Below are 22,234 nucleotides of genomic sequence, written 5' to 3' on the forward strand. Positions count from 1 at the left end.
CCGACCCGGCATCCTTAAGTCCCGCCCGCACGCTTCACCCGGCCGCGCTTCGGCCTGCGATGGTCGCGGGAGATGACCACGCGGAACGGTCGGCGCCAAGCGCCAAGATCACGCACCGGGCAGGAGGATAGCCGAGCGAAGGACCCCCGTTCCCGTTCAGGCCGTCGGAGCGAGCCGGGCGAGGGCGTCGGCGGCGAGCTTGCGGGTCAGGTCGGCGGCCGGGAGGCGGGGGGCGAGGCGCGCGGCTTGCCCGGCCCACAGGTTGGTGAAATCGTCGTGGCCCTCGGCTTCCGCCGCCGCGCGCAGCGGGGCAAGGGCGCCGCCGGCAAGCGGGAAGGCGGGGGCATCGGCGGAGAGGGGACCCACCTCCCGCATCACCCGGTTCATGATGCCGCGCGCCGGACGGCCGGTGAACAGGTTGGTGAGGGCGGTGCTGTCGTCCCCCGCCGCCTCCAGCGCGGCGCGATGCACGGCGGGGATCTTCGCTTCCGGGCAAAGCAGGAAGGCGGTGCCCACCTGCACTGCGGAAGCGCCCAGCGCCAGCGCCGCGACGATGCCCCGCGCGTCGGCGATGCCGCCGGCGGCGATCACCGGCACGCCCACCGCGTCCGCCACCTGCGGCACCAGGGCGAAGGTGCCCACCTGCCGGCTCATGTCGCCGGCCATGTCGCCCGCGACATCGTCGCCGAGGAAAGTGGCGCGATGGCCGCCCGCCTCCAGCCCCATGGCGATGATGGCGTCGCAGCCGCGCGCTTCCAGCCATCGGGCTTCGGCCACGGTGGAGGCGGAAGAGATCACCTTGGCCCCCGTCGCCTTCACCCGTGACAGCAGCGCCGGGTCGGGCAGGCCGAAATGGAAGCTCACCACCTCCGGCCGCAATTCCTCCACCAGGGCGCAGAAGGTGGCGTCGAAGGGCGCGCGCCCGCCGGCCGGCGGCGTCGCCTGCGGGTCGAGGCCGTGCTCCACATAATAGGGCGCGAGCCGGGTCCGCCACCGCATGGCCCGCACCGGATCGGGCGCGGGCGGGGTGTGGCAGAAGAAGTTGACGTTGAGCGGCCGGCCGGGGAGGCCGGCGCGCACCGCCTCGATGGCCGCGCGCAGCTCGTCCGGCTGGTACATGGCGCCGGGCAGGGCGGCGAGGCCGCCCGCCTCGCCCACCGCGATGGCGAGCTTCGGCGTGCCCGCGCCCGCCATGGGCCCCAGCAGGATCGGGTGCGCGATGCCGAACAGGTCGAGGATGCGGCGGTCGGGCCAGCGCGCGGTCTGCGGGATGGCGTCCGGCGGGTGGGTCGCGTGGGTCATGGGCGGGCCTCCTTACGCTCTTTTGCCCATTATGGCCCATGCCAGTTTCATTGAAATTGAAACATTCTGATATTATTGTTCACTTCTGATGATGGATATCCGCGACATCCAGTTCCTCCAGGCGGTGGCCGAGACCGGCAGCATCACCCGCGCGGCGGAGCGGCTTGGCTGCGTGCAGTCCAATGTCACCGCGCGCCTGAAGAAGCTGGAGGACCGCCTCGGCCAGAAGCTGGTGGCGCGCATGGACGGGCGCATGGTGCCCACCGCCGCCGGCAGCCTCGCCCTCGACTATGGCGCGCGCATCGTCAGCCTCTCCACCGAGGCGGAGGCGCGCCTGAAGGCCTCGGCGCAGGAGTGGCCGCCGTTGCGCCTCGGCACCATGGAGACCACCGCCGCCGTCCGCCTGCCGCGGGTGCTGAAGCGCATCCGCGACACCCTCTCCCCCCTGCGCCTGACCCTGAAGACCGGCACCAGCGGCGAGCTGATGGCGGGCCTGCGGCGCGGCGCCTTCGACCTGGTCTTCGTCGCCGAGGATTTGGCGGACGATCGCTTCGCCTCGCAACCGCTCTGGAGCGAGCGGCTGGTGGAGGTGCTGCCCAAGGTGCTGCCCAACGGAGCGCCGCCGGAAAGCGCGGCCATCGTGTTCCGTGAAGGTTGCTGCTACCGGGAACGCTGCCGCGCGGTGCTGGGCGACCTGCCCATGCTGGAACTCGGCACGCTGGACGGCATCATCGGCTGCGTGGCGGCCGGGCTCGGGCGTACTTTGCTGCCGGAAGCGGCGGTGGAGCGCTGGCGTGCCCTGGGCGAGATCGAGACCCGCCCCGTCGCAGGCCCGGACGTACGCACCCTGGCGGTCTGGCACGCCGCGAGCCCGTCCCTGCGCTCCATTGCGGCCGTGGTGGCGCTCGCCGCTACCTGAAGCTTGTCCTCGCGGGATCGTGTTCGGCCGGATGTCACCGCCGGTGCCAATCAAACGGAAATGAACCGTAGAACCAACAGGTGCCCGCCGGCGTTACAGCCTTGGACGCGTGCCGCCCGCAAAGCCGCCCGCCGGCGAGGTGAAATGACGATCCATCACAAGATGCGCGACGATTGCGTGCCGCGCAGCGCCTGGCTGGGCCGGTTCCAGAAGGTGCGGGCGCTGAGCGAGAGCTTGGCGCGCGACCTTCACCCCGAGGACCAGACCGTCCAGTCCATGCCGGACGCGAGCCCCACCAAGTGGCACCTCGCCCATGTCTCGTGGTTTTTCGAGACCTTCGTGCTGGTGCCGCACCTCCCCGGCTACACGGTGGCCCATTCCCAGTTCGCCTATCTGTTCAATTCCTATTACGAGGCCGCCGGCGCCCGCCACGCCCGCTTCGCGCGGGGCCTCATCACTCGGCCCACCGTGGACGAGGTGGCCGCCTATCGGGCGCGGGTGACCGACGCCATGGGCGAGCTGATCGCGACGGCGGGGGAGGCGGCCTTTGCCGCCATCGCGCCGCTGCTGGAGATCGGTATCAACCATGAGCAGCAGCATCAGGAACTGATCCTGATGGACATCCTGAACCTGTTCGCCGCCAACCCGCTGCGCCCGGCCTACCGGCCTTGCGCGAGCGTCCCGGCGGGGACCGCGCCGGACCTGTCCTTCTTCGATTATCCCGGCGGCATCTTCGAGATCGGGCATGACGGCACCGGCTTCGCCTATGACAACGAAGGGCCGCGCCACCAAGTGCTGCTGCGCCCCTTTCGCCTCGCCAGCCGCGCGGTGACCAATGGCGAGTGGATCGCCTTCATGGAGGACGGCGGCTATAGCCGTCCCGACCTGTGGCTTTCGGACGGCTGGGCGCGGGTGCAGGCGGGCGAATATTCGGCGCCGCTCTATTGGGAGAAGGCCGGCGCCGGCTGGGAGGCCATGACGCTTTGCGGCCAGCATCCCGTGGATCCGGCCGCCCCGGTGGTCCATGTGAGCTATTACGAGGCCGATGCCTATGCCCGCTGGGCCGGGCGGCGCCTGCCCACCGAGGCCGAATGGGAGGTGGCGGCGCGTGACATGCCCGTCTCCGGCAATTTCCTGGAGGCCGGCGCGTTGCGCCCTCTGCCCGCCATGCCGGCGGCGGCAGGCCATCCCGCCCAGCTCTATGGCGACGTGTGGGAATGGACCCAGAGCCCCTATGTCGCCTATCCCGGCTACCGGCCGGCGCCGGGGGCGCTCGGGGAATACAACGGCAAGTTCATGTCGTCGCAGATGGTGCTGCGGGGCGGCTGCTGCGCCACGCCGGACGGGCATGCCCGCGCCACCTACCGCAACTTTTTCTACCCCCACCAGCGCTGGCCTTTCGCCGGCCTGAGATTAGCGGAGGATGCCTGATGGAGCCCTTCTCCCTCGCCACGCCCCATGGGGGCGCGCTCGCCACATCCCTCGCCCAATCCCTCCATATGGCCGAGCAACGCCCGGCAGACGAGGCCACCGCCTTGTTCCGCGCGGATGTGCTTTTCGGCCTGTCCCAGTCGCAGAAGGCGGTGCCGCCCAAATATTTCTACGACGAGGCCGGCTCGCTGCTGTTCGATCTCATCTGCCGGCTGCCGGAATATTATCCGACGCGCTGCGAGCTTGCGATCCTCAAGGCCCGCGCCGGCGAGATCGGCGCGCTCGTTGGACCCGGGGCGAGCTTGGTGGAGTTCGGCTCGGGATCGAGCATCAAGGTGCGCCTGCTGCTCGATGCCATGGCAGAGCCCGCGGCTTACGTGCCCATCGACATCTCCGGCCCGCACATGCGCGCGGCGGTGGCGCGGCTGGCCGAGGCCTATCCGGCGGTCGCCATGGTGCCGGTGGAGGCGGACTTCACCCAGGCCGTCCGCCTGCCGCCGCTCGGAGACGGGCGGCGGGTCGGCTTCTTCCCCGGCTCCACCATCGGCAATTTCACGCCGGACGCGGCGACGGCCTTCCTCGCCCATGTGGGCGAGGTTCTGGGCGCGGGGTCCTCCCTCGTCATCGGCTTCGATCTCGCCAAGGACTGGTCGGTGCTGGAAGCCGCCTATGACGACCGGCAGGGCATCACCGCCGCCTTCAACCTCAACCTGCTGGCCCGCATCAACCGGGAGGTGGGCGCGGATTTCGATTCCAGCGCCTTCCGGCACAAGGCCTTCTTCAATGCGGGTGAAAGCCGCATCGAGATGCATCTCGAAAGCGTGAGGGAGCAGGAGGTACGTATAGGCCGCCACCATTTCGCCTTCGCGCGGGGCGAAACTATCCACACGGAGAATTCCTACAAGTTCTCCGCTGACGCGTTCCTCGCCCTGGCCAGGCATGCCGGGTGGCGGATGCGCCGGATGTGGACCGATCCCAAGGGCTGGTTTGCCGTGGCGGCGCTGGAGCGGGACCGGGAGGGGAATTGACACAGGCCGGTGGGCGGGACCCGTCGGCGAGGGACGGATGCTCTGGATGCGGCGCTGCGCGATGCCGCCCAGCCCGATCGTCTCTCTTCAAGGTGTTGCAGCGAGCCGCAAGGCCGGGTCGCTGCAGAGATGTTGGGGGGCCAGGCGGAAGAAGTGTCCGGACGAACCGGAGGCTTCTTCCATGTGATTGAAGGTCACCATGGCGCGACATTGGCAAACCCCGCTCACCCGGCCCATCTGGCTTCCCGATGGCGATGAGCTTTCGACCCTGGCCGATTGCGGCCGCCTGCTGACGCAGCGGTTCGCAGCCGGGGAAGGCGGCCCCGGCCTTGATGCCGCCTTCCAGGCGCTCATCGGCGCCGCCGAGGCGGGCAGGCCGGAGGATGTGGCGTTTGCGGAGCGCAAGGTGCGCCGGTTCTTCCATGTCCGGGCGCTTCTTTGAGCGCCCGGCGGTCACCGCCATCATACCACCGTGATTTGGGGGCTGTTACGTCGGATGATGATCTGCGCCGAATGCGGCCGCTGCGGGCGGCGGTCCATCCTGTCCCAACGCTCTGATACCAGCGAAACCCAGCTTACATCGAGCGAACCGGCCGAGCCGGTCACACTGCGCTGCGACCTGTGCGGCAGCAGGCGGGTGCAGGTGGTTCAGTTCGATTCGCCGTACCTGGCCATGGCCTTCATCGCCAAGCGCGGATCAGGGCGCTGAGGGCGAGGCTTCGCTGCGGCCTGCGGCAATGGCGCCATCCAGCTCGGGCCGGAACCCGGCGCTGAGCGAACCCATGCAGAAGATCGGGCTGCCGGCGACGCAACGGCCGGTCGCGTCGAGCGGGTAGACCCCCGACCACACGCATCGGGTACAATCTTCCGTTGCCATGGCGACGGCCAGATCGCGGTCAAAGCAGATCGTCTCGCTCTCAAGAACGAGACTCCCCCGCGAACGCACCATCGACATGACGAGATACGCTGCGGGAATGCCGGTTAACGACATTTCCTGAACCTTTCCGCCCCCGGATCGGCTTACGGTCCACATCGCAGACGGCCTGACCTCGCGACCGCGACGATCAGAAGCTTACGCCTTCGGCTTCACAGACGCTACTGTTGCGTCTCAATCGCGAAGGGCGGGCGGGTTGGCCCGGCATGTGATGAGTTCCGTCTTCGTTTCCAATCTTGTCCTTCTTGTGGTTGCCGCCCTGGTGGTGGTCGGCACCCTGTCGAGCCTGCTTGCGGCGCGGTTCGGTGCGCCCATCCTTCTGGTGTTCCTCGTCGTCGGCGTCGCGGCGGGGGCGGGCGGCCCCGGTGGCATCCATTTCAACGACTATTGGGCCACCTACATGGTGGGCTCCGCGGCGCTGGCGGTGATCCTGTTCGACGGCGGCCTGCGCATGCGGCTTGCCAGCATGCGCGGCGCCATCATTCCTGCCGTCGGCCTGTCCACCATCGGCGTGGTGATGACGGGGGCGCTGGTGGCGCTGGTGGCGGGGCCGCTGCTCGGCCTCGGCCCGCTGGAGAGCCTGCTGGTGGGCGCCATCGTCGCCTCCACCGACGCTGCGGCGGTGCTGTTCCTGGTGCGGGCGCAGGGCCTTCATCTCGGCCGGCGGGTGGGCTCGGTGATCGAGATCGAATCGGCCACCAACGATCCGGCGGCGGTGTTCCTTACCGTGCTACTGGTGGAATTGCTCACCACCAACATGGGCAATCCCGGCCTCGCCATGGTGTTCGGCGTGCTGCGGGAAATGGCGGTGGGCGCGGTGCTGGGGGTGGCCGGCGGCTATGCCATCGTGGCGCTGCTCAACCGGGTGGACCTGCCCGGCGGGCTGCATCCGGTGATGGTGATGGGCATCGCGGTACTGCTGTTCGCGGTCACCTCGCTGCTGCACGGCTCGGGCTTCCTTGCGGTCTATCTCGCCGGCCTGGTGGTGGGAAACCGGCCGGTGCGGGCCATCGCCTCCATCACCTCGTTCCTCGATACCGTGACCTGGCTGTGCCAGATCGTCATGTTCGTGATGCTGGGCCTCCTGGTCTCGCCCGAGAAAATCCTGCACTACGCGCTGCCCGCGCTGGGGGTCGCCGCCTTCCTCATCCTGGTGGGGCGGCCGGCGGCGGTGTTTTTGTGCCTCGCGCCGTTCCGCTTCTCGCTCAAGGAGAAGCTGTTCATCTCCTGGGCCGGGTTGCGCGGCGCGGTGTCCATCTTCCTCGCCACCATCCCCATGCTGGCGCATTTGCCGCAGGCGGAGGTCTATTTCAACGTGGCCTTCGCGGTGGTGCTGGTCTCGCTCATCCTCCACGGCTGGACCATGGCGACGGTGGCGCGGCGGCTCGACGTGACCTTGTCCGATCCCGCGCCTGCCATCCGCCGCTTCGAGATCGACCTGCCGGGGCAGACCGACATGGAGTTGGTCGCCTATCCGGTGGTGGCCGGCACGCCCGCCACCGGGCAGGCCGCGCTGCCCACCTGGGCCCGGCTGATGATGGTGGTGCGCGCCGGCCAGACCCTGACCCCGGAGGCTGCCGGCGAGCTGAAGGTCGGCGACTATGGCTACGTGCTGGCGCCGCCCAAGCGGGTGCACCAGCTCGACCGCCTGTTCCGTCCGCAGGAGGCGACGCCCATGGACGACGGCGCCGCCTTCCCCTTCGTGGGCGAGGTGCGGCTCGGCGACCTCATGAGCTTCTACGGCCTGGTGGTGCCGGACTCCGAACTCGGCCTCACCATCGCCGAGGCCTTCGCCGACCGCTCGGACGACCATCCCGCGCGGGGCATGCGCATCAAGTACGGGCACGCGGTGATCGAGGTGCGCGAGGTGGTGGACGGCCGCGTCACCTGGGCCGTGCTGCGGCTGGAGGCGGGCCGGCTCAAGCGCTCCATCGCGAAGGTGCGGCGGCTGTTCGGCCTCCAGCCCGAGGGGGAGGACGACGAGGAGTGAAGCGCCGTCATGTTTGCGCCGCGAGGACGGTTCAAAACCCGCGGCAAGATCCATCAGGCAAGATCCATCGAGGAGGCGGGGATGAGGCTGTTCATGCGCCGTCGCGGGGAGGCGGGGCCCGCGCGCGATGCCGCCCGCGCTTTGGCGGACCTCGTGCGCGATACCCTGAAGCTCGATGCCGACGCGACGGTGTCCGTCTCCGAGATCTCCTGCGGCGATCCCGCCTGCGGCGGCTCCGAGACGGTGGTGCTGGTGATGCGGCCCGGCACGCGCACCCAGGCCGCAAAAGTGCTCATGCCCATGGGGCAGGTGACGCCCGAAGCGCTGGTGGCCGCCCTGAAGCCGCTGATGGCCGGGGAGGCCGCGGTCTCCACCGGACTTTCGCCCCACGGCGAGAAGGTCTAAACGGCCGGAGCCTTTTCCCTTTGCCGTGACCGTTCCATGTCCCTTCCTTCCGCCTCCTCCCGCCCCGCGCGGTCGCTCAATCCCCTCTATGCGGAGCTGCCCACCACCATCTTCGAGGTGATGTCGCAGCTGGCCCGCACCCATGAGGCGGTCAATCTCGGCCAGGGCTTCCCGGACGATCCCGGCCCGGAGGACGTGCGGCGCAAGGCGGCCGACGCGGTGGTGAACGGCTGGAACCAGTATCCGCCCATGATGGGCCTGCCCGAGCTGCGCGCCGCCGCCGCCACTCATTATCGCCACTGGCAGGGGCTGGAGCTTGATCCCGACGCCGAGGTGATGGTGACCTCCGGTGCCACCGAGGCGCTGGCCGGCGCGCTCCTCGCTCTCATCGAACCCGGCGACGAGGTGGTGCTGTTCCAGCCGCTGTATGATGCCTACCTGCCGCTGGTGAAGCGGGCCGGCGGCATCCCCAGGCTGGTGCGGCTCGAGCCTCCGTCGTGGGGCATCACGCGGGAGAAGCTGGCGGCCGCCTTCTCCGAGCGCACCAAGCTGATGCTGTTCAACAATCCGCAGAACCCCACCGGCGTCGTCTACAGCCGAGAGGATCTCGCCTTGCTCGCCGAGTTCTGCGTGGCGTTCGACGCCTATGCGGTGTGTGACGAGGTGTGGGAGCACGTGATCTTCGACGGCGTCGCCTTCACCTCGCTCATGGCCCTGCCCGGCATGCGCGAGCGGACGGTGAAGATCTCCTCCGCCGGCAAGATCTTCGGCATGACCGGGTGGAAGGTGGGCCTCGTCTTTGCCGCCCCGCCCCTGATGAAGGTTTTGTCCAAGGCGCACCAGTTCCTCACCTTCACCACGCCGCCCAATTTGCAGGTGGCGGTGGCCTATGGCCTCGGCAAGGCGGACGATTATTTCACCGGCATGCGGGCCGACCTCCAGCGCTCCCGCGACCGGCTGGCGCAGGGGCTCGCCGGCCTCGGCTTCTGCGTGCTGCCCTCGGCGGGCACCTATTTCCTCTCCATTGACCTTGCCGCCCACACCAACGCGGCGGACGACGAGGCTTTCTGCCTCGATCTGGTGCGCACCCATGGGGTCGCGACCATCCCGGTCTCGGCCTTCTATGCGCAGGACGCGGTGAGGAGCGTGGTTCGCTTCTGCTTCGCCAAGCGCGACGAGACCATCGACCGCGCGCTGGAGCGGCTGGCCAAGGTGCCGCTGCTGCGCTGAAGCCGGGGCTTGCATCACGACTGCGTCATGGGGCCATGCCATGCGGAGTGCGGACCTGACCAATCCTTAATTGGACCAAACGATCGATTTAGTGTTGCATCGCGGCGAGAGAGGCCGGGGTCAGGCACCCAGTCCGTTCGGATTGTGTCCCAATCGGAGTGGAAAGACGGTTTCGGGAAGGCGGGGGCGGGCGCGCCGATCGGGTCGAGCGACCCTGATGGCCTCCGGCTTCGGCGTTGGGTCGATCGAGGTTTGCATGTCCGCCGAAACGGGATCGCGTAAACGACGGATTCTAGTGGCTGTCCTGTGTCTTGCCGCGCTCGGCGCGGGCGCCTGGGCGTGGGAGAGGAAGCCGTGGGCCAGCGCCGCGGCGCCAAAGCCGCAGGGCGCGCCGAGCCGCATCGTCGCCGTGCTCGCCGCCAAGGCCGAGCGCACGGAACTTCCGGTGCGGGTGGAGGCGCTGGGCACAGTGGAATCCATGGTCACCGTGCCCATCCGCTCGCGGGTGGCGGCGGCGGTGGAAAAGGTCGGCTTTGCCGACGGCGCCTTCGTGAAGGAGGGGGACCTTCTCTTCGCCCTCGATTCCCGCGTCATCGACGCCGAGATCCGCCAGTCCGAGGCGACGCTGGCCCGCGACAAGGTGCAACTGGAGAAGACCCGGCGCGACGTGGAGCGCTATACCGGCCTTGCCGCGCGCAACGCGGTCTCGCAGGTGCAGGTGGACGACGCCAAGACCACCGCCGACGTGCAGAAGGCCACCGTGGCGCAGGACGAGGCCAACCTGCAGTCCCTCAAGGTCCAGCGCGGCTATTACGACATCCGCTCCCCCGCTTCCGGGCGCATCGGCGTCTCGTCGGCCCGGCCCGGCGCGGTGATCCGCGTGGACGATACCCTGGCCACCGTGCGCCAGCTGAAGCCCATCTATGTCGCCTTCGGCCTTCCTGAACGCTACATCGCCGACCTGCGCGCAGCGCAGGACGCCAAGGTCTCCATCACGCTCCAGGGTTCGGGGGAGACCATTTCCGACGGCAAGGTGGCGGTGATCGACAATACGGTGGACCCGCAGACCGGGACCCTCACCGCCCGCGCCATCTTCGCCAATGCGGACGAGCGGCTGTGGCCGGGAACGCTCGGCGCCGTCACCGTGACGCTCCGGGTGGAGAGCGACATCGTCGCCGTGCCCAGCGAGGCGGTGCAGAACGGGCAGGACGGCACCTTCGTCTTCGTGGTGGAGGACGGCATCGCCAAGGTGCGGCCGGTCACCACCACGCGCACGGTGGAGGGACGCTCCGTCATCACCAAGGGGCTCTCCGGCGGCGAGACGGTGGTCACCGACGGCCAGCTCTCCCTGCGCAACGGCAGCCGCGTGAATGTGCGCGCTCCCGCGCAGCCCGCGGCCGGGAGCTGATCCGCCATGTTCGCCGAGCTGTGCATCCGCCGCCCTGTCATGACGACGCTGATGATGCTGTCGCTGATCGTGGCGGGCCTGTTCGCCTATCGCCAGTTGCCGGTAGCTGCGCTGCCGCGGGTGGATTTTCCCACCATCACCATCACCGCGACCCTGCCCGGCGCCAGCCCCGAGACCATGGCGACGGCGGTGGCGACGCCCATCGAGCGCCAATTGGCCACCATCGCCGGCATCTCCTCGCTCACCTCGTCAAGTACGCAGGGCTCAAGTTCCATCACCGTGCAGTTCGACCTGAACCGCAACATCGACGCCGCCGCCCTCGACGTGCAGTCGGCCCTCTCGGTAGCGCAGCGCCAATTGCCGCAAGAGATGACCACCCCGCCAAGCTTCCGCAAGGTCAATCCGGCCGACGCGCCGGTGCTGCTGCTGGTGATCTCGTCCGATACCCTGCCGCTGTCGGCGGTGAATGAATATGCCGACACCCTCATCGGCCAGCAGATCTCCCAGCTGCCCGGCGTGGCGCAGGTGCAGATCTACGGTACCCAGAAATACGCGGTGCGCATCCGCGTCGATCCCGCCGCCGCTGGCGCGCGCAACATCTCGGCGGACGACATCCAGGGCGCGGTTTCGGCCGCCGCCTCCAACACGCCGCTGGGCATCATCTCCGGCCCCAAGCAGTCGCAGACCATCGACATGGGCTCCACCAAGGCGGATGCGGCCCAGTTCCGGCGCATCGTGGTGGCCTGGCGCAACGGCGCGCCGGTGCGGCTGGAGGAGATCGCCACCATTTCCGACGGTGTCGAGAACGAGCGGGTGGCGAGCTGGTTCAACGACACCCGCGCCATCATCCTCGCCGTGGTGCGCCAGCCCGACGCGAACACCGTGAGCGTGGTGGACGAGGTGCGCGCGCGCCTGCCGTCGTTCCGCGCCCAGCTGCCGGCCTCGGTGAATATCGACACCTTCATGGACCGCTCGGTCTCCATCCGCGATGCGGTGGCCGACGTGCAGAAGACCCTGTTCGAGGCCATCGTCCTGGTGGTGCTGGTGATCTTCCTGTTCCTGCGCAACGTGCGCGCCACCATCATCCCCTCGCTGGCGCTGCCCATCTCCATCGTCTCCACCTTCGCGGTGATGTGGGTGCTGGGCTTCTCCATCAACAACATGACGCTGCTGGCGCTCACGCTCTGCGTGGGCTTCGTGGTGGATGATGCCATCGTGGTGCTGGAGAACATCTACCGCCATGTGGAGAATGGCGAGAAGCCGTTCCGCGCCGCCATCCGCGGCTCGCGGGAAATCGGCTTCACCATCATCTCCATGACCCTGTCGCTGGTGGCGGTGTTCATCCCGGTGCTGTTCATGGGCGGGGTGGTGGGCCGGGTGTTCCGGGAGTTCGCGGTCACCATCTCCGTCGCCATCCTGGTCTCCGGCTTCGTCTCGCTGACGCTGACACCCATGCTGTGCGCCCGCGTGATGAAGGCGCCGAACCATTCTAGGAAGCCGTCGCTCTTCTTCCGTGTCACCGAGCGCATGTTCGACGCCTGGCTCGGCGCCTACCGGGTGAGCCTCGATTTCGTGCTGCGGCACCGCCCGTTCATGCTGGTGGTGACGCTCGCCACCGTGGTGCTCTCGGTCTACCTCTACATCATCATCCCCAAGGGCTTCTTCCCGCAGGAGGACAACGGCTTCATCACCGGCACGGTGGAGGCCGCCACCGACTCATCCTTCGACGCCATGGTGGTGCGGCAGAAGGAGGTGGCCGCCGCCGTGCGCGCCGACCCGGACGTGGACTATGTGGTGGTCACCGCCGGCGCCACCGGGGCAAGCCGCACCACCAATACCGGCCGCCTGTTCATCGCCCTGAAGTCGCGCGACACCCGCCTCGTCTCCGCCGACGGGGTGATCCAGAACCTGCGGCGACGGGTGGCCCAGGTGCCGGGCGTGAACGTGTTCTTCCAGCCGGTGCAGAACATCTCGGTGGGCGGCGTCGTCTCCAAGAGCCAGTTCCAGTACACGCTGCAGAGCGCGGACACCCAGACCCTCTTCACCGTCGCCAAGGACATGGAGCAGCGCCTCGCCGCCCTGCCGGGCCTGCGCGACGTGACCTCCGATCTTCAGATCACCAATCCTCAGCTCACCATCGTCCTCGACAAGGACCGGGCGGCGGCCCTCGGCATTACCGAGCAGCAATTGCGCGACGCGCTCTATACCCAGTTCGGCACCCGCCAGATCGCGACGCTCTACACCCCCACCAACCAGTTCGCCATCATCGCCGAGGTGCAGCCGCGCTTCCAGCGCGAGCCCGGCGACATCGGCCGGGTCTATCTGCGCACCTCATCGGGCGCCGTGGTGCCGCTGGAGACGGTGGCGAACATCACCCGCACGGTGGGGCCGCTTTCCATCCAGCACCAGCAGCAGCAGCCGGCGGTGACCATCTCGTTCAACCTCGCCCCCGGCACGGCGCTGGGCCAGGCGGTGGAGCAGATCGACGCCGCGGCGGTCGAGGCCGCCATGCCGGCCAGCATCACCACCGGCTTTGCCGGCAACGCCCAGGTGTTCCAGGATTCGCTCTCCAACCAGCCGCTGCTCATCCTCGCGGCGGTGGTGGTGATCTATATCGTGCTGGGTGTGCTCTATGAGAGCTTCATCCACCCCATCACCATCCTGTCGGGTCTGCCCTCGGCGGGCATCGGGGCGCTCATCACCCTGATGGTGGCCGGCATGGAATTGTCGGTGATCGCCATCATCGGCATCATCATGCTGGTGGGCATCGTGAAGAAGAACGCCATCATGATGATCGACGTGGCGCTGGAGCGCCGGCGCGCCGGGGCGCTGGCGCAGGATGCCATCCGCGAGGCGGCGCTGCTGCGCTTCCGCCCCATCATGATGACCACGCTCGCCGCCATCTTCGGCGTGCTGCCCATCGCGCTCGGGGCTGGGGCGGGCTCGGAGCTGCGCCAGCCCTTGGGCGTGGCGGTAGTGGGCGGGCTGCTGCTGTCGCAGCTTTTGACGCTCTACATCACGCCGGTGATCTATCTCTATCTCGACCGGCTCGACGGGATCGTGCACCACGCCATCTCCGGCCGCCATGCCGAGCCGGTGGCCAAGCCGGTTCCGGACCGGATCGCGGCGGAGTAGGGGGCGGGCGCTCCCGCTTCCCCTCAGGTCACCGAGCGGGCGGCGCGGCGTTCGCGCAGGGCGAACTGCAGGTTGCGGATATAGATGAAGGTGGACAGCGCCTGCCCGGCGATGAACACCGGATCGCGCCGGTAAAGCGCGTAGACCAGCAGCAGCGTGCCGCCGCCGAGCGAAAAGGTCCAGAAGGCGAACGGGATCACCGAGCGCTGCGCCTTCTCGCTGGCGATCCACTGCACCACGAAGCGCATGGTGAACATGATCTGGGCCACGAGGCCCAGCACCACCCACCAGTCGAACTGGTCGATGAAGACGTCGTGCAGGTAATCGCCGATCTGGCTGAGGTAATAGATCATCAGCCGCGCTCCACCACATGCGGGACCCGCCGCCGCTGCACCAGCCACCACACCCCGCACAGATCCAGGATCCCGACGCCGAAGCGGTTCCAGAAGCCGTACTTGGACACGCCCGACCAGCGCTCGCGGTCCACCACCTTCACGGTGCGGGTCTCGTAGCCCTCGCGCCGCACCAGCGCTGCCATGAAGCGGTGCTGGCCGTCGAACACCGGCAGGCGCAGGTGCAGGTCGCGCCGCACCGCCTTCAGGCCGCATCCGGTATCGCGCGAACCGTCGTTCAGCAGGCCGGCGCGGATGCGGTTGGCGAGGCGCGACTGGTAGCGCTTGAAGCGGGTGTCCTTGCGGCCTTGCCGCTCGCCCTGCACCAGACCGACGCGCGGGCCGCCCTCGTCCATGGCGCGCACCATCTCGGGCAGGTAGGCCGGGTTGTTCTGCCCGTCGCCGTCGAGGAGCAGCAGGATGTCGCCCCGCGCCGCGTGGGCGCCGGTGTCCACGCCCGCGGTCTTGCCGCAGGATGTTTCGTGCACCAGCAGGCGCAGGTAGGGCCGCGTGGCCGCCGCCTTGCGCAAATTGGCGAGGGTGGTGTCGGTGGAGCCGTCGTCCACGAAGATCAGCTCGAACGGCTCGGCGGCGAGGGCGCGGTCGATCTCGTCGATCAGCGGCAGGACGTTGTCCGCCTCGTCTTTCACGGAAATGATCACCGACAGCCGGGGGGCTGCGGACGCATTGGCAATGGGGGAGGTCACGGTCTCGCCTCTTCGACTGGGACGGCGGAGCTGAAAGTGGTGCGGGGCAGAAAGCGGCCGAGCCGACGTGCCGATGGCCCCGCCATGGGCGCGATGGCGCCCGTGCCGTCAACCTTGAACACCAGCCGGCGCGCCGCGAACACGCGGATCATCCACAGGGCGAAGGCGGTGCCGATGGCGGCGCCGGCGATCACGTCGCTGGGGAAATGGGAGCCGAGCACGATGCGGGTCCCCGCCACCGGCAGCGCCAGGGCGATGAGCCACATGCGGGCGCGGGGAAACAGCGCGGCAAAGGCCACCGCCGCCGCGAACGTGGTGGTGGCATGGCCCGAGGGGAAGGACGCGAAGCTCGACTTGAAGGCGAGCAGGTGCAGGCTCTGCTCGGGATTGGGGCCGGGCAGGGCCAGCGCAGCATGGGGCCGCGCCCGGCCGAGCACGTGCTTGAACAGGGAGACCCCCAGCCCCACCGGCGCGATGGCAAGGAACAGGAAGCCGACCCGCGCGGCAAGGCTCGCGGCCATGCGGCGTGTCATGGCACCTGTCATGGCATCGCCCGCATGGGTCAGCAGCAGCGCATAGGCGAGGGCGAGCCCGAGCGGCCACAGCACCACGCCGCTGAAGCCGAGATCGGTGAGGCGTTCGGACACGGTGATAAGCCCGGCCGGCAGCTTCTGGCGCAGGCCCAGCACCAGCGGATCGAGGAGAACCAGCGCCGCCGCCGTCAGCCCCGCCGCGAGCAGGGCGAGGGCGAGCATTTCCCATCGTCCCAGGAAGCCAATGCGGGGCAGGGGGCTGCCGATCCGGCGCCGACCCACATAGGACAGCGCCTGCCCGATGGAGACGAGCAGCAGCCGCACGCCCTCTGCCGCCTGCCGGATGAAGGCGGAACCTGCGGTACCGGGACGGGACGGGGGCACGCCGGGCGCGGCCTCAGCCGTCACGGGGCGGCCTCGTCGGAACGGTAGACGGTGATCGCCACCTGCCGCCCGCCATTGTAGGTGAAGCCGGAAAGGGTGGCGACGGCATGATATTTCAGGCCGATCTCGCTGGCCTTGGTCTCGAACCAGATGTTGAAGCGGGTGTCGATGAAGGCGAGGGCGCAGCCGCCCTGCTTCAGCAGCACCGCCGCCGCGTCGGGCAAGATGTAGTTGATCTTGGTGCCCACCAGGAAGACGAGGCTGGGTTCCTGATAGGGGAAGGAGGCGATCTTCTCCGCCGGGCAGCCTTCCTCCCGCGCCACCTGGGCAAGGCGCTCGGAGATCCACAGCGCCCGCATCTGCGGCAGCATCACCTGATAGACGGCGAAGAACAGCACCAGAGCACCAACCAGCGCGGTGAGGAAGGCGCCCTCCACACCCACTCGCGGCAAGGCCCGCGCCGCGCTCCACAGCAGCACGATGGCGATGGCGAGCAGCGGCCATGCGGCAAGGCCGAAGCCGCTGCCGAACCACAGATAGGCGGCCCCGAGCCCCAGCGACAGCACGATGGCGAGCACCGGCCAGATCCACACCAGGCCGGCGAGCCGGCTGCCCGCCTTGGCCATGGCGCCGCGCTCCATCGCCAGCGCGGTCAGGATGGCGAGGGCCGGATAGAGCGGCAGTACGTAGTGCGGAAGCTTGGTGACGGCGATCTCGAACACCAGCCAGGTGGGCACCAGCCAGCACAGCAGGAAGCGCACCTTCTCCTCGCGCCGGGCGCGCCAGGCAAAGGGCGCGGCCATGGCCACCAGCACCACCGACGGCCAGAAGGTGCCCCATGCGGCGAGGAAATAGGTGCCGGGCGGCCCCCAGTGACCCTCGGCCCCGTCAGCCACCTTGCCCAGCATGTCCACGCCCACGGCGTGCTGGTAGAAGGCGCCGTTGGTGATGAAATAGATGGCGACGAACCACGGCAGCACCAGCAGGAGGCACCAGGCGAGGCCCAGCAGCGGTTTCAGCGGCTTCAGGAAGCCGCCCGAGCGCTCCACGATCGCCAGCGCCAGGATCGGGAGCCCCACGAACAGGGGCGCCATGGGCCCCTTGATCAGGATACCGGCGGCGAGCCCTGTCCAGAAGATGGCGGCAAGCTTCAGGTCGCCCGCGCGCTCCGTCGCCGGGCGCATGTAGGCCCGCGCCAGCGCGCCGAAGGAGGCGATGACGGTGAAGAGCAGCACCGCGTCGGTCTTGGCGAGGCGCGCCTCCACCCCCAGCAGCACGCAACCGGCCATCATAAGGCCGGCGAGCAGCGCGCCGCGGCGGGTGACGAAGGCGAGCGCCGTCCAATAGGTGAGCAGCACCGCGCCGATGGCGGCGAACAAAGACGGCAGGCGATAGAGCCAGATGGAATAGAGCGCGGAGGGGCCGATGACCGCCTCGCCGGCCCTGACCGTCGCGGCCTGGAGCCAGTAGATGCCCACCGGCTTCTTGTGGCGCGCCTGGGTGTGGAAGCGGATGTCCACGTAATTGCCGCTCTCCAGCATCTGCTTGGTGGCCTGCGCGAAGCGGGCCTCGTCGCGATCGATGGGCGAGAGCTGGAAGAAGCCGGGCAGGAAGGCGAGCAGCGCCACGGCCACGAGCATCAGGCTGGCGCGGCCATGGCTCGCGCAGGCACCGTCCAGGAGGCGCACGAGGCGCCGGGGCAGGTCGAGGTCGAACGCCCGGCGCGTGTTGGACGCGGGCTCTGAGATGGCCATGCTTCTGTCTGGATCCGCTGAAATCGGCGCGGACAATAGCAGAAACGCCCGTGCCGAAAAGGGCCGGACGATCGGCGCGCAGCGCGCCTTTCCCCGGGGGCGGCCCTGATGCAGGCCAAACGCGGCAAAGGAAAGGCACGCGCCTTATTCCTATGGCCGCGGTCCTCGACCGGCACGCAGCGGGCGTCGCCGAGGCGCCCGCGCGTTGCTCACGCGGCCTTGCCGTCCCGCCGGGCAGGCCGGCTATTTGGTGAGGATCAGCTTGTTCTGGGCCGTGAGGCGCAACTGGTAGGTATGCTCCCCATGGGTAATGGTGATGAGGCGGCCCGCGGCGAACAGATCGCGGCTGTCGAGCTGCGCATCGGTCATGGGAATGGTGCGACAGGACCCCCGCGCGCCCCGCAAGGCGCCGTCGTCTCCCATCGTCACGCCGAAGACGCCGGCGTTCGCGTGTTCATGCCTGCTCATTTTTGAATCGCTCCAGATCAGCAGGTGCGCCCCTCAGCACAATTGGAACATCGGGGCCAGTTTAGAAGTATTCAATACTCGAATACCACTCCATAGTGCTTGAGTAATACATTGGCGGTGGAAGATCAACTCCCCGCGCGTGTTCAAGCCACCCGTCATGGCCGGGCTGGTCCCACGCGTCGGCTGTTGCCGATTTCGGCCCTCCACGCCCCGCGGCCAGGCGCCCCATGTGGGGTGTCGCGCCGGCTGCACGGCGTGGATACCCGGCACGAGGGTGGGCATGACGGCAGGGTGTGGGAGCAGGGGTGGGGGGAGCGGGAAGGAAGGTTGGCGTGAAGACCTTCCGGCTCGAGCCGCCAGTCATGGCCGGGCTGGTCCCGGGCGTCGGCTGTGGCCGATTTCGGTTTTATGAGCGAAGCCCGGACACGTGCGGGTTCCGGTCATCCACGCCCCGCGGCCGGGTGCCCCCATGGGGGCGTCGCGCCGGCGGCACGGCGTGGGTGCCCGGCACAAGGCCGGGCATGACGGCAGGGCAAGATGGAAGGGCAGGTCGGCCGGGCGTGGTGTCCATAGCCGTTCGGGCACCGCACGGCCGGGAAAACCCCGCCCCGCTCCTCAGTGCAGGATCTGGCTGAGGAACAGCTTGGTGCGCTCGTGCTGCGGGTTGGAGAAGAAGGCGTTGGGCTCGTTCATCTCGATGATCTGGCCGGCGTCCATGAAGATCACCCGGTTGGCCACCTGCCGGGCGAAGCCCATCTCGTGGGTCACGCACAGCATGGTCATGCCGTCCTGGGCGAGGCTCACCATGGTGTCCAGCACCTCCTTCACCATTTCCGGGTCGAGGGCGGAGGTGGGCTCGTCGAACAGCATGATGCGCGGGCGCATGCACAGGGCGCGGGCGATGGCCACGCGCTGCTGCTGGCCGCCGGAGAGCTGGCCGGGATATTTGTGGGCCTGGTGGGGGATCTTCACCTTCTCGAGGAAGTGCATGGCCAGGTCCTCGGCCTCCTTCTTCGGCATCTTGCGCACCCACATGGGGGCGAGCGTGCAATTCTCGAGGATGGTGAGGTGCGGGAACAGGTTGAAGTGCTGGAAGCACATGCCCACCTCGCGGCGCACCTCGTCGATGCGCTTGAGGTCGTCGGTCAGCTCGATGCCGTCCACCACGATGCGGCCTTTCTGGTGCTCCTCCAGCCGGTTGATGCAGCGGATGAGGGTGGACTTGCCCGAGCCCGAGGGCCCGCAGATGACCAGCCGCTCGCCGCGCTCCACCGTGAGGTTCACATCGCGCAGCACGTGGAAATCCCCGTACCACTTGTTCACGCCGGTCATCTCGACGGCGATCTTCGGGGCGGCGGCCTCGGTGGCCGCGATGATGGGATCTGCGCTCATGGGTCGCCCTTTCAATCAGTGCCGCTGGGCCCGGTCGAGGCGCTTTTCCAGCGCCATCGAGTACCGGGACATGCCGAAGCAGAAGACGAAGTAGATGATGCCGGCGAAGCCGAAACCGGTGAACAGGGTGGTGGGGGAGGCCCAGTTGGGATCGGTGAAGGCCGCGCGCATGGAGCCGAGCAGGTCGAAGATCGAGACGATCAGCACCAGCGTCGTATCCTTGAACAGGCCGATGAAGTTGTTGACGATGCCCGGGATCACCAGCTTCAGCGCCTGCGGCAGCACCACGAGCCGCAGCATGAGGGAGGAGGGCAGGCCCACCGCCATGGCGCCCTCATACTGGCCCTTGGGAATGGCCTGCAGGCCGCCGCGCACCACCTCCGCCATATAGGCCGAGGCGAACAGGGCAACACCCACCAAAGCGCGCAGCAGCCCGTCGATGGTGAGGCGCCCGGGCAGGAACAAAGGCAGCATGTAGGTGGCGAAGAACAGCACCGTGATGAGCGGCACGCCGCGCCAGAACTCGATGAAGATGATGGACAGCGCCTTCACCAGCGGCAGCTTGGAGCGCCGTCCCAGCGCCAGCAGGATGCCGAAGGGCAGGGACACGGTGATGCCGGTGACCGCGATGACGAGGGTGACCAGCAGGCCGCCCCACAGCCGGGTTTCCACCTGCGGCAGGCCCACGTCGATATCCATGGCGAAGATGACGAGGCCGAGCAGGACGAACACGGAGAGGGTGGTCTTCGCCGCCCCCGGTGCCGCCTCCGGCCCCGCGACGATGCGCGAGACCAGATAGGCGATGCCGGTGACGATGGCGGTGGACAGGACGAAGTCGATCCAGAAGCTGATGCGCATCCCCTGCACGGTGCCGGCGCCGGCGAACAGGTCGCTGCCGCTGAACGAGCCGATCAGGAAGCGCTGCATCTCCAGATTGCCGCCGGTGAGCAGCACAAAGGCCACCACCGGGTAGACGCCGAAGAACAAAATCGCGTTGAGCCGTTTGCCCGGAAGCTTCTGGATCAGCAGGGGCAACAGCAGGATGGCGCCCAGCGCATAGACCAGGTTCACGCGCCAGCGCTCGCTGGCGGGATAGAAGCCGTAGATGAGCTGGTCCAGCTTGGCCCAGACGAAGGGCCAGCAGGCACCCACCGTCCGGCCCACCTTCTCGGGCAGGCAGGCCTCGCGGTTGGTGCCGGTCCACACCGCGTCGATCAGGAAGAATTTGATCATCGGCGGCACGGTCACATAGACCAGCCAGATGCCGAACAGGGTCAACAGCACCTGCGGCACCGAGCCGACGAGGTGTTTGCGCACCCACAGCACGGGGCCGCGGGTGGCGACGGGGGCGGGCTCCGGCTCGCGCAGGATCGGGGAGACATAGGCCTGCGCGGGGGAGACCCGCGGGGCGGAGAGGGGCACGGTGGTGTCGCTCATCTCACCGCTCCACCAGCGCGACGCGCTTGTTGTACCAGCCCATGATCGCCGACGTGAGGATGGAGATGGTGAGGTAGACCGCCATGGTCACCGCGATGATCTCGATGGCCTGTCCGGTCTGGTTCAGCGTGGTGCCGGCGAAGATGGCGAACAGGTCCGGATAGCCCACCGCCACGCCCAAAGACGAGTTCTTGGTGAGGTTGAGATACTGGCTGGTGAGCGGCGGCACGATCACCCGCATGGCCTGCGGGATGATGACGAGGCGTAGGGTCGGCCCGTTCCTGAGGCCGAGGGAGTGCGCCGCCTCGCTCTGGCCCTTGGAGACGGCGAGGATGCCCGAGCGCACGATCTCGGCGATGAAGCCGCCGGTGTAGATGGCAAGAGCCAGCAGCAGCGCGACGAATTCGGGGATGACCTTGAGCCCGCCGACGAAGTTGAAGCCGCGCAGCTCGGGGGTCTCGATGGTGACGGGATTGCCCACGGCGTAGGAGGCCGCCAGCGGCAGGGCGATGAGGAGGGCGAGCCCCGCCCAGAACGACGGGAACGGCTTGCCCGTGGCCTCGCGCCGCTTCTTGGCCCACCGGCCGAGCACAAAGCTCACCACCACCGCCGCGATCAGGGCGTAGAGGATGGCCATGGAGCCGTCTTCGAACACCGGACGCGGCAGCACGAGGCCGCGATTGTTCACGAACACGGACGGCGCCGAAAGGCTGGCCGCGAAGTTCGATATGGGCGTGCCGAGGAAGCCCAGCCCGATGCCCGAGAGCCCGGAGCCGATGGCGCCGAACAGGGGCTGGAGGCCGAAGCCCCAGCTCTGCCGCGGCCCCGGCAGGGTGGAGAGCACCGCCAGATACCAGAACATGATCTGGAACAGGGGCGGCAGGTTGCGGGTGATTTCCACGTAGGCGGAGGCCAGCGCCTTGATCACCACATTCTTCGAGAGGCGCGCGACGCCCATCACGAAGCCGATGAGGGTGGCGAGCACCACGCCGAGGAAGGCCACCAGCAGGGTGTTGAGCAGGCCCACCACGAAGGCGCGGCCGTAGCTCATGGATTCGTTGTAGGGGATGAGCGTCTGGCTGATGGCGAAGCCGGCGCGATTGTCGAGGAAGCCGAAGCCGGAGGCGATGCCGAGGCGGGAGAGGTTGGCCTGCGCATTGGCATAGAAGGACCAGACCAGCCACACCATGATGAGCGCCAGGACGATCTGGATCACCGAGGAGCGCAGCTTGGGATCCGTCCACGACCAGCGACGGCGCGACGCCGCCGGTGGCCCCGAAAGGCGAACATCCGACATGGTACCCCCGAAAGTACGGGCTTTTGAGCCCTTTATCTTTGGTGGTGGCGGGCGCCGCCCCAGGCGTCCGCCACCTTCAGCTTAAGTG

At 68.5% G+C, this 22,234-nt stretch carries 20 protein-coding genes; 10 read left to right on the forward strand and 10 right to left on the reverse strand.

The genetic code is table 11. The features are described 5' to 3' along the window. Positions 1–156: 156 nt before the first annotated feature. A complete protein-coding gene (locus FZ033_RS16895) occupies positions 157–1,302 on the reverse strand; it encodes an NAD(P)H-dependent flavin oxidoreductase (RefSeq protein WP_149577265.1) in 1,146 nt (381 codons plus the stop codon). Positions 1,303–1,390: 88 nt separating this feature from the next. Between FZ033_RS16895 and FZ033_RS16900 the strand changes: the two genes are divergently transcribed. From FZ033_RS16900 to FZ033_RS16920, 5 genes are all read left to right on the forward strand, one after another. Next, positions 1,391–2,221 (forward strand): LysR family transcriptional regulator, encoded by an 831-nt coding sequence (locus tag FZ033_RS16900; protein WP_149577266.1) that lies wholly within the window; start codon positions 1,391–1,393, stop codon positions 2,219–2,221. Positions 2,222–2,365: 144 nt separating this feature from the next. Next, positions 2,366–3,652: an ergothioneine biosynthesis protein EgtB gene (gene egtB, locus FZ033_RS16905; protein ID WP_149577267.1), complete on the forward strand. Its 1,287-nt coding sequence runs from the start codon at positions 2,366–2,368 to the stop codon at positions 3,650–3,652. Further along, positions 3,652–4,680: an L-histidine N(alpha)-methyltransferase gene (gene egtD / locus FZ033_RS16910; protein WP_149577268.1), complete on the forward strand. Its 1,029-nt coding sequence runs from the start codon at positions 3,652–3,654 to the stop codon at positions 4,678–4,680. The genes egtB and egtD overlap by 1 nt, the downstream gene beginning before the upstream one ends. 199 nt (positions 4,681–4,879) lie before the next feature. Continuing rightward, a complete protein-coding gene (locus FZ033_RS16915) occupies positions 4,880–5,122 on the forward strand; it encodes a hypothetical protein (RefSeq protein ID WP_149577269.1) in 243 nt (80 codons plus the stop codon). 54 nt (positions 5,123–5,176) lie between these two features. Next, entirely contained in the window at positions 5,177–5,389 is a 213-nt protein-coding gene (locus tag FZ033_RS16920; RefSeq protein WP_149577270.1) for a hypothetical protein, read from the forward strand. Here the strand turns inward: FZ033_RS16920 and FZ033_RS16925 are convergent. After that, the gene (locus tag FZ033_RS16925; RefSeq protein ID WP_149577271.1) at positions 5,378–5,671 is read right to left on the reverse strand and encodes a hypothetical protein; all 294 of its coding nucleotides are present in this window, start codon (positions 5,669–5,671) and stop codon (positions 5,378–5,380) included. The genes FZ033_RS16920 and FZ033_RS16925 overlap by 12 nt on opposite strands. Positions 5,672–5,825: 154 nt before the next feature. Between FZ033_RS16925 and FZ033_RS16930 the strand changes: the two genes are divergently transcribed. The 5 genes from FZ033_RS16930 to FZ033_RS16950 all read left to right on the forward strand — a co-directional run bounded on the left by FZ033_RS16930 (position 5,826) and on the right by FZ033_RS16950 (position 13,782). Next, positions 5,826–7,604 carry a potassium/proton antiporter gene (locus tag FZ033_RS16930; RefSeq protein WP_149577272.1) on the forward strand — a complete coding sequence of 593 codons (1,779 nt, stop codon included), beginning with the start codon at positions 5,826–5,828 and terminating at the stop codon, positions 7,602–7,604. A gap of 81 nt (positions 7,605–7,685) precedes the next feature. Continuing rightward, positions 7,686–8,009: a hypothetical protein gene (locus FZ033_RS16935; protein ID WP_149577273.1), complete on the forward strand. Its 324-nt coding sequence runs from the start codon at positions 7,686–7,688 to the stop codon at positions 8,007–8,009. Positions 8,010–8,045: 36 nt separating this feature from the next. Continuing rightward, a complete protein-coding gene (locus FZ033_RS16940) occupies positions 8,046–9,239 on the forward strand; it encodes an aminotransferase (RefSeq protein ID WP_149577274.1) in 1,194 nt (397 codons plus the stop codon). A gap of 295 nt (positions 9,240–9,534) precedes the next feature. Beyond that, positions 9,535–10,647: an efflux RND transporter periplasmic adaptor subunit gene (locus tag FZ033_RS16945; RefSeq protein ID WP_188079549.1), complete on the forward strand. Its 1,113-nt coding sequence runs from the start codon at positions 9,535–9,537 to the stop codon at positions 10,645–10,647. 6 nt (positions 10,648–10,653) lie between these two features. After that, the gene (locus tag FZ033_RS16950) at positions 10,654–13,782 is read left to right on the forward strand and encodes an efflux RND transporter permease subunit (RefSeq protein WP_149577276.1); all 3,129 of its coding nucleotides are present in this window, start codon (positions 10,654–10,656) and stop codon (positions 13,780–13,782) included. Between the two features lie 23 nt (positions 13,783–13,805). Here FZ033_RS16950 and FZ033_RS16955 read toward each other — a convergent pair whose 3' ends face one another. From FZ033_RS16955 to FZ033_RS16990, 8 genes are all read right to left on the reverse strand, one after another. Then, on the reverse strand, positions 13,806–14,135 hold the full coding sequence (locus FZ033_RS16955; RefSeq protein WP_149577277.1) for a lipid-A-disaccharide synthase N-terminal domain-containing protein: 330 nt from the start codon (positions 14,133–14,135) through the stop codon (positions 13,806–13,808). After that, a complete protein-coding gene (locus tag FZ033_RS16960) occupies positions 14,135–14,881 on the reverse strand; it encodes a glycosyltransferase (protein ID WP_149577278.1) in 747 nt (248 codons plus the stop codon). Before FZ033_RS16960 ends, FZ033_RS16955 begins: the two co-directional genes overlap by 1 nt. After that, entirely contained in the window at positions 14,878–15,822 is a 945-nt protein-coding gene (locus FZ033_RS16965) for a phosphatase PAP2 family protein (protein WP_149577279.1), read from the reverse strand. Before FZ033_RS16965 ends, FZ033_RS16960 begins: the two co-directional genes overlap by 4 nt. Beyond that, positions 15,819–17,552 carry an ArnT family glycosyltransferase gene (locus FZ033_RS16970; protein WP_149577280.1) on the reverse strand — a complete coding sequence of 578 codons (1,734 nt, stop codon included), beginning with the start codon at positions 17,550–17,552 and terminating at the stop codon, positions 15,819–15,821. Before FZ033_RS16970 ends, FZ033_RS16965 begins: the two co-directional genes overlap by 4 nt. Positions 17,553–17,795: 243 nt before the next feature. After that, positions 17,796–18,020 (reverse strand): hemin uptake protein HemP, encoded by a 225-nt coding sequence (locus FZ033_RS16975; RefSeq protein WP_408068492.1) that lies wholly within the window; start codon positions 18,018–18,020, stop codon positions 17,796–17,798. A gap of 615 nt (positions 18,021–18,635) precedes the next feature. Continuing rightward, complete coding sequence (locus FZ033_RS16980) at positions 18,636–19,412, reverse strand: amino acid ABC transporter ATP-binding protein (protein WP_269149875.1); 777 nt, start codon at positions 19,410–19,412, stop codon at positions 18,636–18,638. 15 nt (positions 19,413–19,427) lie between these two features. Continuing rightward, positions 19,428–20,849, reverse strand: a complete 1,422-nt coding sequence (locus FZ033_RS16985; protein WP_232847540.1) for an amino acid ABC transporter permease — start codon at positions 20,847–20,849, stop codon at positions 19,428–19,430. A 1-nt stretch (position 20,850) separates the two neighbouring features. Continuing rightward, positions 20,851–22,146, reverse strand: a complete 1,296-nt coding sequence (locus FZ033_RS16990; RefSeq protein ID WP_149577281.1) for an amino acid ABC transporter permease — start codon at positions 22,144–22,146, stop codon at positions 20,851–20,853. Positions 22,147–22,234 lie beyond the last annotated feature (88 nt).

Origin of the sequence: Xanthobacter oligotrophicus, assembly GCF_008364685.1 — a bacterium.
Classification (GTDB): domain Bacteria; phylum Pseudomonadota; class Alphaproteobacteria; order Rhizobiales; family Xanthobacteraceae; genus Xanthobacter; species Xanthobacter oligotrophicus.

What these genes read in the sequence shown, in the direction of transcription:
- FZ033_RS16970 (WP_149577280.1), bottom strand. Translation starts at nt 17,552, where the DNA reads ATGGCCATCTCAGAGCCCGCGTCCAACACGCGCCGGGCGTTCGACCTC.
- FZ033_RS16950 (WP_149577276.1), top strand. Translation starts at nt 10,654, where the DNA reads ATGTTCGCCGAGCTGTGCATCCGCCGCCCTGTCATGACGACGCTGATG.
- FZ033_RS16895 (WP_149577265.1), bottom strand. Translation starts at nt 1,302, where the DNA reads ATGACCCACGCGACCCACCCGCCGGACGCCATCCCGCAGACCGCGCGC.
- FZ033_RS16930 (WP_149577272.1), top strand. Translation starts at nt 5,826, where the DNA reads ATGAGTTCCGTCTTCGTTTCCAATCTTGTCCTTCTTGTGGTTGCCGCC.
- FZ033_RS16990 (WP_149577281.1), bottom strand. Translation starts at nt 22,146, where the DNA reads ATGTCGGATGTTCGCCTTTCGGGGCCACCGGCGGCGTCGCGCCGTCGC.
- FZ033_RS16935 (WP_149577273.1), top strand. Translation starts at nt 7,686, where the DNA reads ATGAGGCTGTTCATGCGCCGTCGCGGGGAGGCGGGGCCCGCGCGCGAT.
- FZ033_RS16975 (WP_408068492.1), bottom strand. Translation starts at nt 18,020, where the DNA reads ATGAGCAGGCATGAACACGCGAACGCCGGCGTCTTCGGCGTGACGATG.
- FZ033_RS16985 (WP_232847540.1), bottom strand. Translation starts at nt 20,849, where the DNA reads ATGAGCGACACCACCGTGCCCCTCTCCGCCCCGCGGGTCTCCCCCGCG.
- FZ033_RS16955 (WP_149577277.1), bottom strand. Translation starts at nt 14,135, where the DNA reads ATGATCTATTACCTCAGCCAGATCGGCGATTACCTGCACGACGTCTTC.
- FZ033_RS16940 (WP_149577274.1), top strand. Translation starts at nt 8,046, where the DNA reads ATGTCCCTTCCTTCCGCCTCCTCCCGCCCCGCGCGGTCGCTCAATCCC.
- FZ033_RS16920 (WP_149577270.1), top strand. Translation starts at nt 5,177, where the DNA reads ATGATGATCTGCGCCGAATGCGGCCGCTGCGGGCGGCGGTCCATCCTG.
- egtB (WP_149577267.1), top strand. Translation starts at nt 2,366, where the DNA reads ATGACGATCCATCACAAGATGCGCGACGATTGCGTGCCGCGCAGCGCC.
- FZ033_RS16925 (WP_149577271.1), bottom strand. Translation starts at nt 5,671, where the DNA reads ATGTCGTTAACCGGCATTCCCGCAGCGTATCTCGTCATGTCGATGGTG.
- FZ033_RS16900 (WP_149577266.1), top strand. Translation starts at nt 1,391, where the DNA reads ATGATGGATATCCGCGACATCCAGTTCCTCCAGGCGGTGGCCGAGACC.
- FZ033_RS16980 (WP_269149875.1), bottom strand. Translation starts at nt 19,412, where the DNA reads ATGAGCGCAGATCCCATCATCGCGGCCACCGAGGCCGCCGCCCCGAAG.
- FZ033_RS16915 (WP_149577269.1), top strand. Translation starts at nt 4,880, where the DNA reads ATGGCGCGACATTGGCAAACCCCGCTCACCCGGCCCATCTGGCTTCCC.
- egtD (WP_149577268.1), top strand. Translation starts at nt 3,652, where the DNA reads ATGGAGCCCTTCTCCCTCGCCACGCCCCATGGGGGCGCGCTCGCCACA.